The sequence below is a fragment of the Campylobacter sp. RM12651 genome (assembly GCF_022369475.1).
GTDB lineage: Bacteria > Campylobacterota > Campylobacteria > Campylobacterales > Campylobacteraceae > Campylobacter_E.
This window is the reverse complement of the sequence record NZ_CP059600.1, coordinates 1283818-1294398: the sequence shown is the minus strand read 5'-3', so window position 1 is coordinate 1294398 and position 10581 is coordinate 1283818. Positions and strand designations below refer to the sequence as shown.

Annotated in this window: 12 protein-coding genes and 1 pseudogene; 11 read left to right on the top strand and 2 right to left on the bottom strand. The window is 26.7% G+C overall.

Going from position 1 to position 10581, the window contains the following annotated elements; genetic code table 11:
- Window positions 1-61: 61 nt before the first annotated feature.
- On the bottom strand, window positions 62-1051 hold the full coding sequence (locus tag AVBRAN_RS06210) for an RluA family pseudouridine synthase (RefSeq protein WP_239802766.1): 990 nt from the start codon (window positions 1049-1051) through the stop codon (window positions 62-64).
- A 52-nt stretch (window positions 1052-1103) separates the two neighbouring features.
- On the opposite strand from AVBRAN_RS06210, the gene AVBRAN_RS06205 reads away from it, so the two are divergent.
- On the top strand, window positions 1104-2219 hold the full coding sequence (locus tag AVBRAN_RS06205; RefSeq protein WP_214116552.1) for an FtsW/RodA/SpoVE family cell cycle protein: 1116 nt from the start codon (window positions 1104-1106) through the stop codon (window positions 2217-2219).
- Window positions 2220-2247: 28 nt separating this feature from the next.
- Here AVBRAN_RS06205 and AVBRAN_RS11055 read toward each other — a convergent pair.
- A pseudogene (locus AVBRAN_RS11055) lies at window positions 2248-2445 on the bottom strand (Rdx family protein); the annotation flags it as partial.
- 163 nt (window positions 2446-2608) lie between these two features.
- Between AVBRAN_RS11055 and AVBRAN_RS06200 the strand changes: the two are divergent.
- The 10 genes from AVBRAN_RS06200 to AVBRAN_RS06155 are packed head-to-tail and all read left to right on the top strand — an operon-like array spanning window position 2609 to window position 10581.
- Window positions 2609-3019 (top strand): Fur family transcriptional regulator, encoded by a 411-nt coding sequence (locus AVBRAN_RS06200; protein WP_214116554.1) that lies wholly within the window; start codon window positions 2609-2611, stop codon window positions 3017-3019.
- Window positions 3020-3052: 33 nt separating this feature from the next.
- On the top strand, window positions 3053-3856 hold the full coding sequence (locus AVBRAN_RS06195; RefSeq protein WP_214116557.1) for a hypothetical protein: 804 nt from the start codon (window positions 3053-3055) through the stop codon (window positions 3854-3856).
- 2 nt (window positions 3857-3858) lie between these two features.
- The gene (ubiE, locus tag AVBRAN_RS06190) at window positions 3859-4560 is read left to right on the top strand and encodes a bifunctional demethylmenaquinone methyltransferase/2-methoxy-6-polyprenyl-1,4-benzoquinol methylase UbiE (protein WP_214116559.1); all 702 of its coding nucleotides are present in this window, start codon (window positions 3859-3861) and stop codon (window positions 4558-4560) included.
- Window positions 4547-6076, top strand: a complete 1530-nt coding sequence (gene xseA / locus AVBRAN_RS06185) for an exodeoxyribonuclease VII large subunit (RefSeq protein ID WP_239802765.1) — start codon at window positions 4547-4549, stop codon at window positions 6074-6076. The genes ubiE and xseA overlap by 14 nt, the downstream gene beginning before the upstream one ends.
- Window positions 6077-6078: 2 nt before the next feature.
- Entirely contained in the window at window positions 6079-7155 is a 1077-nt protein-coding gene (serC, locus tag AVBRAN_RS06180) for a 3-phosphoserine/phosphohydroxythreonine transaminase (RefSeq protein ID WP_214116563.1), read from the top strand.
- Window positions 7152-7856 (top strand): prepilin-type N-terminal cleavage/methylation domain-containing protein, encoded by a 705-nt coding sequence (locus AVBRAN_RS06175; RefSeq protein WP_239802764.1) that lies wholly within the window; start codon window positions 7152-7154, stop codon window positions 7854-7856. The genes serC and AVBRAN_RS06175 overlap by 4 nt, the downstream gene beginning before the upstream one ends.
- A gap of 8 nt (window positions 7857-7864) precedes the next feature.
- Window positions 7865-8800: a prepilin-type N-terminal cleavage/methylation domain-containing protein gene (locus AVBRAN_RS06170; protein ID WP_239802763.1), complete on the top strand. Its 936-nt coding sequence runs from the start codon at window positions 7865-7867 to the stop codon at window positions 8798-8800.
- Entirely contained in the window at window positions 8797-9225 is a 429-nt protein-coding gene (locus AVBRAN_RS06165) for a hypothetical protein (protein WP_214150038.1), read from the top strand. The genes AVBRAN_RS06170 and AVBRAN_RS06165 overlap by 4 nt, the downstream gene beginning before the upstream one ends.
- A 10-nt stretch (window positions 9226-9235) precedes the next feature.
- The gene (hypE, locus tag AVBRAN_RS06160) at window positions 9236-10234 is read left to right on the top strand and encodes a hydrogenase expression/formation protein HypE (RefSeq protein WP_239802762.1); all 999 of its coding nucleotides are present in this window, start codon (window positions 9236-9238) and stop codon (window positions 10232-10234) included.
- On the top strand, window positions 10234-10581 hold the full coding sequence (locus AVBRAN_RS06155; RefSeq protein WP_214116574.1) for a hydrogenase maturation nickel metallochaperone HypA: 348 nt from the start codon (window positions 10234-10236) through the stop codon (window positions 10579-10581). The genes hypE and AVBRAN_RS06155 overlap by 1 nt, the downstream gene beginning before the upstream one ends.

Here is a 10581-nt window from a genome sequence, read left to right as displayed (position 1 = left end):
TTTTGCCTTTCGTGTAAAGATTTAATTATACTAAGTATGAATAATGATTTATAAGCATATCCTATTCCAAATTATTACTAAATTGATTTAATAAATTATGAGCTAGATTTAAGTCAAGTTTTATATCTTTAAAATCTTTAATAGCTTCATTAAAACTCAAACAATTACTTGAATAAAATTCCATAAAATTATTTGTTATTGGATGAGTGTAATTTATATAAAATGAATGTAGCATTAATCTATTTGCTTTATTTTTACTGCTCTCATCAGCATAAATACTATCTCCTAAAATATATCTATTTACACTTGCTAGATGGGTTCTTATTTGATGAGTTCTACCGCTTTCTAATTTTGCTGAAATTAAAGCTTTATCATTTGTATTTGCAAGATTTATAAAATGAGTTCTAGCCCATTTGCCCCATCTATCTTCATTTAAGCCGTATTTTTTAATACATTCATCTTTGCTTAAAGATTGCATTTTTAATCTATTATTCTCATTTCTTTTTATATATTTTTCTATATGATTTTGATTTATTGCGTGGTTTGTAACTGCTAGATAAATTCTATTTACTTCTCTATTTTTAATCTGATTTGCTAAGCTAAAATATGCTTCATTGCTTTTAGCTACTAGCATAACTCCGCTAGTATCTTTATCAAGTCTATGCACTATTCCTGCTCTTATTTTGCCGTTGATATCAGCTAGTTTATAATTTCTCTCAAGTAGCCATTCTACTAGTGATGCTTCTTTTAAAGAAGAGCAGCCGTGAGTTGCTACATTATTTGGCTTATTTACTACTAGCATATACTCATCTTCATACAGAATTTCTACATCAAAATTAGCTTCATATTTAATATTTATATCTTTTATATCAGGGTAATTAATCTCTATTTCATCATTTATATTTAGTTTATATGAGCTTTTAATTACTTTATTATTTACTAATACATTTTGATTTTTTATTAGATTAGAAATTTGTGAGCGACTTTGTCCTAAAACTTTAGCTAAATATATATCAATTCTTTCAATTTCACTTGCTACAATCTTACTCAATATTAACCTTTTTAAATCATATTCATAAACAAATTTAGCAAAAGGTTGTAAATTGATAAAACTAGATGGTAAAATTTTAACCCACTTTGATTTTATATTGCCATTGCTCGTATTTCCAATAATAATTTTTTCATTTTTATTAATGAATGAGGCGAATGAAGTTTTAGCGCATAAACAAATTATATATGTGATTGTAGGGTTTTTTGCTTTTTTTATATTTTTTTTATTACCCATTAAAAAAATTGAATGGCTTATTCCTTTTTTTTACTGGTTTTGCATAGGTTTATTATTATTAGTTGATGTTTTAGGGGCTACTAAATTAGGAGCTACTAGATGGCTTGAAATTCCTTTTACAAGATTTACGATTCAGCCTAGTGAGATTTTTAAACCTGCATTTTTATTAATGCTTGCTTATTTAATTAGACACAATCCTCCACCTGATGATGGATATAGATTTAAAGATTTTTGCAAAATTAGTTTTTATATAATTTTACCTTTTGTTCTTATTAAAAGTGAGCCTGATTTAGGTTCTGCTTTAATTATTTTAATAGTTGGCTATGTTACATTGTTTTTAGTGGGCATTCATCATAAAATTATTCTAACAGGGGCATTATTGCTTGGAATTTGTATGCCAATAGCTCCTATTGTCTATGATAATTTAAATGATTACCAAAAAAAAAGAATTACTGATTTTTTAAGTGAAAAACCAAGTTATCAAGTAAGACAAAGTATGATAGCAATAGGAAGTGGTGGAATAAATGGTAAAAGCAAAGATGATGCTACTCAAACTCATTTTAAATTCTTACCAATTAGCACGAGTGATTTTATTTTTGCATATACTATTGAAAGATACGGATTTTTAGGTGCTTGCTTGCTTTTAGGATTATATTTATTACTGATTTTGCATTTGCTAAGTTTTAATAAAAAGCTTAAAAAAGATTATTTTGCTAAAACTTTTACATCAGCTCTATCCATATTAATATTTATTTATGTTGGGGTTAATGTATCTATGACTATAGGGTTTGCTCCTGTTGTTGGAGTGCCACTGCCGTTTTTTAGCTATGGTGGAAGCTCTTTTGTAACCTTTATGATACTTTTTGGAATATATGAAAATTTATTATCATTTAGGTTTGACCCTGATTATAAATTAGTAAGAATTGATTTGTAATTAAAGAATTTAAAATTAAATTCTTTAATTATCTATAGGCTTTAATAAGTGAATTAATCTCATTAATATGTGGAAATCTTTTGCTATCACAACCTATTAATTCATTTTTTGAATATATTTTCTCATTATCACAAATAACTATAAAATCGCCTTTACTTCCTATTTCAAATTCTACTTCTATTCCTTGAAATTCACCAATTAATTCATCTGCAACCCTTGCAGCTTGTGGTTCATATTTTCAAGCATTACAATAAATGATTTTCGCTTTCATTTTTTCTCCTTACAAAAATATTACAAATTTAAAATAACTTAATTAATGACTAGAAATATTAAGTTATTTATAGTATTCTTTCGCATTTAATAAAAAATATTATTTGGTAAAGGTAAATATGAAGTTTTTAGAGATTTTAAAGGATAGAAAGCTAAAAGCAACTCCACAAAGAATAAGCATTTTAAAAGTTTTATCAAAACACGAACACCCTAGTATTGATGAATTATACGAGCAAATAAAGGTTGAATATCCTGCAATTTCACTTGCTACTGTTTATAAAAATCTTAGCACTATGATTGATGAGGGTTTAGTAGTTGAGATTTCAATCCCTAATGATAAATCAAAATACGATATATATGAATACGAACATATTCATTTGGTTTGTAATAATTGTAAAAGTGTTTTTGATTTAGATAAAGTTAAGGCTGGGCTTGATAAATATCAACAAACTTTACAAACTAAGTTAGATAATCCTATAGAAAGTATTAAAATTACAGCGTTTTTGGCTACTTGTTCAAATTGCAAATAATATAAGTTAAAATAAGATAAAAAAGGAGTTTAGGTGAGTATTTTAAAACACTTTCTCTTTTTTACCTTAGAGAGTAATTTAGAGTTTAAAAAGCTTAAAGATAGTTTTTGTTTATTTGAAAATAGTCTTTATAAACTTGATATAATTGATAGCAATTTACATTTTTTAAAAGCTAATTTATCAAGAGCTGACATAGAATATCATACGAGTGAGCTTAGTTTAAATGAAGTAAAAAGCAAAAGTTTAAAATACAAAAGAGCCATCACTCAAGGCAAGATGATAGAGCAATTTAATAATTTTTATATCTGCACTTTATTTGATGAAAATTCTCAAGATGGACTTAGTTTTAGTGAATATGAAAGATTAAAAATATTTTTAACTTATGGGCTTAAATCAAGGGATTTAAGCATTAGCATAGGACTTGCTTTAAGGATATATTTGTTTTATTTGAGTATTAATTCTAAGCAAGAGATAATAAAAGAAATTCTTAATTTATTCTCTTTTATTTACGAAGAAAATATAATAAAAACTATCAATAAAAATGATAATTTTTATGATAATTTATCTTGTATTATTTTAGATGAAAATAATTTTTATACCACAAATTGTGCTAAGGTCAATTTTGTAAAAATCTTTTCAAAAGTTTTAAGAAAAGAAGCTATAAAAGTATTAAGATTTAATGAAAGTTGCGAAAAATTAATAATATTGCTTGAATTTTTAAGCTTTTTTAAAACTCATAAAAAATTAGATTTTCAAGAAAAATTAGCAAAAAATAAAAGCGTTAAAAAAATAGCTAGAAAAATTAGTAAAATAGCTAGAACTTATTATTTAGGATAAATATGCAAAAACAAGAAAAAATAGTAGAAATGTTTAATGAAATAGCTCCAAGCTATGATAAAGCTAATAAGGTTTTAAGTTTTGGTATCGATGCAAAATGGAGATTTGATGCGATTAGTAAGGTTAAAGATTTTCTTAATTTAAATTCTAATTTAAATATAGCTGATATTGCTTGTGGGACAGGCGATATGTGTGTTTTGCTAAGTAAAATTCCAAATGCAAAGGTTGTAGGGATTGACCCAAGCAGTGGAATGCTAGAAGTGGCTAAAAAGCGTCATTTAGAAATTGACTTTAAATTAGGCTATGCAAATAATTTACCATTAGATAATGAAAGCGTAGATTTAATTACTATTAGTTATGGTTTTAGAAATGTGGTTGAAAAAGATGAAGCATTGGAAGAATTTAAAAGAGTGCTAAAGCCTAATGGAACGCTTTTGGTATTAGAGTTTTTCAAAAGAGAAAAGGGTGGTATAATAGGATTTTTCCGTGATTTTTATCTAAAAAAAATATTACCTATAATAGGTGGAATTTTAAGCAAAAACAAAGCAGCTTATGAATATTTACCTAATTCTATTGATGATTTTTACTCAAATGATGAATTTAAAGATAAATTAAAAGAGCATAATTTTGATTTAAAACTTTTCAAAACTTATAGTTTTGGAGTTAGTTCATTGTTTATAGCGAGTAAAAATGTTAGCAAATAAACTAGAAAAAACATATTTTAGTGTAAGCGAAATCAATAATCTTGCTAAAAATAATTTAGAAAGCACTTTTTTAAATATCGCAATTCAAGGAGAAGTTAGCAAGATTACAAATCATACTTCAGGGCATTGGTATTTTACTATTAAAGATGAGTTATCAAGCCTTGATTGCACTATGTTTTCAAGCTATAACAAAGGTAAGGCTAATTTAATAGTAGGCAATAAAATAATAGCCATTGGAAAACTTACCATATATCCTGCTAGTGGAAAGTATCAACTAAACTGCACTGATTATGAATTAGCCGATGGATTGGGTAAATTACAAGCAGCTTTTAATGAGCTTTATAAGAAATTAAAAGATGAAGGCTTGTTTTTAGATATTTATAAAAAACAAATTCCAAAAAATATTAAAAAAATTGCAGTAATTACAGCTATTAATTCAGCTGCTGCTAAAGATATTTTAAGAGTTTATGAAAACAACGAAGCTTATTTAATAAAATTAGTGTTTTTTGATAGTTTAATGCAAGGAGAAAATGCTAGTAAAAGAGTAATTGAGTGTATTAAAAAGGCTAATGAATTTGATTTTGATATTATATTAATAGCTCGTGGCGGTGGTAGTAAAGAAGATTTATTTTGCTTTAACGATGAAGCTTTAGTAAGACAAATCGTAGCATCTAAAATCCCAATAATTACAGGTTTAGGACACGAAATAGATACTCATTTAAGCGATTTAGCAGCTAGTAAGTATTATGCAACCCCAACTGCGGCTATGCAAAGCTTGGTTTATAATAAGTTTGATAGAATGCTAGATTTAGATAATTTGCAAAATTATTTTAATTCAACTATTAAAAAACATTTGGATAAAAAAGAGCAAAATTATTTATATTTAGCAAGTAAATTTTCTAAAAAAGAAGTGAATTTTAAATTTAATTCATATAAAAATAATCTTTTAAATAAAAAGACTTTATTTCAAAATAAGCTAAAAAATATCTTAAAACAAAATGAGCTAATTTTAAATAATCAAAAAACTATTTTAAATAATAATTTTCATAAAGCCTTAGAAAATAAAGAAAGGCTTTATAATATTTATGAAAATAAGATAAATATCACAAAGCTTAAAAGCAATATTTCAAGTATGCAATTTAGTCTAAATCAATATGAAAAACTAGCAAAGCAATCATTTAGTAAGGCTATTTTAAATAAAAATCAATCTTTAAATGATTTTATAAAGAGTAAAAACATCATTGATTTTAAAATAAAACTAGCAAAAGACAAACTAGAAAATCAAAAAATATTATTAAATAACAGCTTTAAACCTAAATTTAAAGAAAAATATGTAAAAATAAACAATTATCAAAAGATTTTAAGCACTCATCAATCATTCTTAGAAAGCATTAAAGAGTATGCTAGAGTTATGAAAGATAATAAAGGCATAAAACTTAGTGCTTTAAAAGAAGGTGATGAAATCACGCTAAAATCAATTGATTGTGTAAAAATAGCAAAGATTATAAAGGAGTAAAAATGAGACAATACAATTTTAGTGCAGGACCATCTGAATTACCATTAGAGGTTTTAAAAGAAATTCAAGAAGAATTATTAAGTTATAAAAATAACGGCTTTTCTATTATGGAAATTAGTCATCGCTCAAGTTATTATGAGCAAATGCACAATGACGCTATTAAAGATGCAAAAGAGCTTTATGGAATAAATGATGATTATGAAGTAATTTTCGTTCAAGGTGGTGCTACTATGCAATTTAGCTTATTGGCTATGAATTTTAGCCTAGATAATAAGCCTTGTGAATACATTGATACTGATGTATGGACGCAAAAAGCTTGCGAAGAAGCTATCTTAGCTGGAGTAAATGCAAAAATCGTAGCTAGTTCAAAAGATAGTAAATATAATTATATTCCAAAAATTGCTTTAAATAATGATAGTTCTTATACTTATATTTGTTCAAATAACACGGTGCATGGAACTCAATATAAGCAACTTCCTATTTCAAATTCTCCTTTGATTGTTGATGCTAGTTCGGACTTTTTTTCTAAGAAATTAGACTTTTCAAATATAGGTGTTTTATATGGTGGAGTTCAAAAAAATGCTGGTATAGCAGGATTTGCGTGTTTGATTATTAGAAAAGACTTATTAGAACGTAGTAAAAATAAAACTATGCCTAAAATGTTTAATTACAACACTTATGCAGATAATAATTCTTTATTTAATACTCCGCCTACATTTGCTATTTATGTATATGCAAAAATTATGAAATGGATTAAAGCTAAAGGCGGACTTGATGCAATTAATCAAGAAAATGAAATAAAAGCTAAATATCTTTATGATATTATTGATAATAGTAATTTTTACAAAGCTTATGTAAATAATGATGATAGATCAGTTATGAATGTTTGCTTTACTACAGGAAATGATGAATTAGACTTAGAATTTTGGAGTAAAGCTGCTAAAGAACACAATATGCTAGGTTTAAAAGGTCATAAAAAACTTGGCGGATTAAGAGCTAGTATTTACAATAGTGCTAGTTTAGAAAAAGTTAAAATTTTAGGCGAATATATGAAAGAATACGAAAGGGTTCGTGGATGAAAAAAGGCTTTTCATTAATTGAGCTTATATTTTCTATGGTTGTAATTGGAATTAGCTTAGCAGCTATTCCAAAAATAGTTAATGCTAGTTTAGAAGGCGATGAGGTAGGTTATAAACAAGAATATTTTTATGTAGTAAAAGAACTTTATGGACTTATTAGAAATCTACCTTATGATAATTCTAATATAGCTTATGATGAATACAAAATCAATAGCTTATTATCTCAATATATATTAACTCCTGCTTTACAAGGTAAGATAACTTATAAAGTTGATGAGCTAAATCAAATTAATATTAATTCAAGATATTATGCTACTCCATCAGGAAGTGCTGCAAATATCAATAATATTTCTATAAATAATCAAAAAAATGTAAGCTTTTCTAATGTTTTAGGTCAAAAGATAAATTATATATATGGTAAGTATTCAAAAATAGATTCATCTTATAAATTTGGTTTTAAAATCCCTACTGATTGTGCTATATCAACAAATAGTATATGTGGAGATATAGGCGGGACTAGCACAATGTATGTAGGTCAAATGCAGATTTTAGATGGAGCTAATCCTGTTGTATCATTTGATGTATTTTTTAATAAATTTGGAAGATTAGATAGTATTTATAGCCAATATGCAATGAAGACTAGTGATACCACTTGGGATAGCACTAATGAAGCAAAATTAAAAAATTATTTAAGTTTATAAGGAAGTAGATGAAAAAGGCTTTTACGATAATAGAATTAATTGTTGTTATTGTTATTTTAGGAATAATTGCAGGGCTTGGAATAGAGATTATTAAATTTTCTTACGATAACGAACAAAGAGTTAGAGCATTAAATGAACTTGAGCTTAAATCTCAAGCTACTATGGACTTTTTAACAACACACCTAAACAATGCCATTAAAAATAGCTTTAGACTTAAAAAAGCTGAAAATTCTGAATGTGTAAATTCTGTAACTGATTGTAAGTTTGTTTTTAATATTGAAGATGATTCTTTAAAGAATGATTTTAAGATTTTTGAATGGGCTAGGATTGCTATTATTGATAAAAAGCATAATAAATGGGACGGGCTTAACGAAACTAAAAGTGTTGTTCATGCAGCTGTAAATGATAAAGCAAGTTGCTATGATGGAACAAATTATTTTAATTGTTTTTCTCATAAGCAAAAAGGTATTAATACTAAAATTATTAATTCGTATTCTTTAGGAGATAAGTTAGGCGTATATTTTTTAGGGGATAATATAGCAACTTCAACTTCTTTTATGGAAAAAGATTTGTATGATTTAGAAATAGCTGAAAGAAATGTTGGTAGTGGTAAGAAAGAAGATTATGCAAAAATTGAACTAAAACTAAGTGATAAGATTTTTACAATTAGTAATGTATATGTATTAGTTGATAAGATTGAAGGTATTAAGTTTGAAGATAGTGAATTAAAATATTATAGTTATGATTTTAAAGATAAAAAACCAAATTTCGCAACAAATACCATTGATAAAGTAACACTTGTAAATAATGTTAGTGATTTTATTATTAGTAATAATAACGGCGTTACTAAAATTAAATTATGCTTAGAAGTAAATGATTTGCCAGGTAGTTTTATTACTAAAAAGACAAGCCTTAAAGTTTGCAAAAGTGGGGTAATAATATGAAAAAATCAGGTTTTAGTATGATAACTGCTATTATATTTATTATTTTAGTAAGCGTTGTTGGAGTTTTAACCCTACAATCATCAAAAAGCACCGTGTCATTTGCAGCTAGAGCTTATCTTAAAGAGCAGGTTGAACTTATAATGGACGGGGCTAGAGCAAAGGCATTAAGTAGATGGTTTGAATCAGGCGATCCTATAGTTAATTCAGGTATTATGTCAAACGCAAAAATAACCGAGAATTACTATTACCCTAGTAATAGTGATAGAAAATATTTAATCACAATAGAATATACAAAAGTTGATAGTTCTAAAGCGTTAAAATTTGATAAAAACACCGTTTTAGCAAGAATTAGTGTTGAGACAGGAGAAGCTTTATCAAAAGTAGCAAAAATTAGATTAGTAAGAGATTACACAATAGGAAATTAAAGGAAGTATTATGCAAAAGCAAGTTTTATTAAGCTATGGTGGTGGCGGAGATGAGATGAATGAGTTTTTAAATAATTTTATTTTAAAACATATTCAAGCTGATAATTCTCAAGGACTTAGCGAAGATGCTGCTGTTTGTGATGGTTTTTCTAAAATCGCTTTTTCAACTGATTCTTTTGTGCTTGACCCAATTTTTATCAATGGTGCAAATATAGGTAAAATCGCAGCTTGTGGTTCTATAAATGATGTTTTGATGATGGGAGCAAAGCCTAAATATCTTACTTTAGGTCTTATTTTAGAAGAAGGTTTTTTACTTGATGATTTAGCAAAAATATTAAATGATTTATCAAATACTGCAAAAGAATTTGAAGTAGGAATTAAGTGTGGGGATTTGAAGGTAGTTCCTAAAGGTAAGGCTGATAAGATATATATAAATACAACTTGTATAGGCGATGCAAATGGATTTATTAATAATAATAAAATTAGCACAAAAAGTATTAAAGAAGGCGACGCTATTATAGTAAGTGGTGATTTAGGAAGGCATGGAGCTTGTGTAATGGCTGCTAGATTTGGTTTTAACTACGATATTATGAGTGATGCGAAATGTTTATATAGTGAAGTAAGAGATATTTTAAAATACGATATAAAATGTCTAAGAGACGCTACTCGTGGTGGTTTATCTAGCGTGTTAAATGAATTAGCAAAATCAAGTGGCTTGGAATTTATAATCAATGAAAGTGATATTAGTATAAGCGATGGGGTTTTAGGGCTTTGTGAATTATTAGGATTTGATGCTTTAGAATTAGCTAATGAAGGAACATTTGTTTGTATTTGTTCTAAAGAAGATGCACAAAATGTATTAAAAGAATTAAAAAAATACAATGATTTTGCAAATATAATAGGTGTAGTGCATAAGTCAAAAAGCCCATCAGTAAAGCTTAATAATAGCTATGGTGGAAGTAGGATTTTACAAATGCCAAAAGGCGAATTATTGCCAAGGATTTGCTAATGCATGAAATGGCAATTGTTAATAATCTTTTAGATGAGTGTGAAAGAATTAGAATCAATAATAAAGCTACAAAAATTACTAGAGTAAGAGTTAGTATAGGTAGGCTTAGTGGGGTTGAAGAGCATTATTTTAAAGAAGCTTTCAATGCTTTTACTAGCGATAATAATTCAAGCTATTTCAATGCTAAATTAGAAGTAGTTTTAAAAGAACTTGAACTTTTTTGCAAAGATTGTAATTGTAGTTTTATTCAAAATAAAAATGAGTTTTGTTGCAAAAATTGCTCTAGCAATAATGTTGAGATTAAAAGTGGCGATGAATTATTATTAGAGCAAGTTGAATTAGAGTGA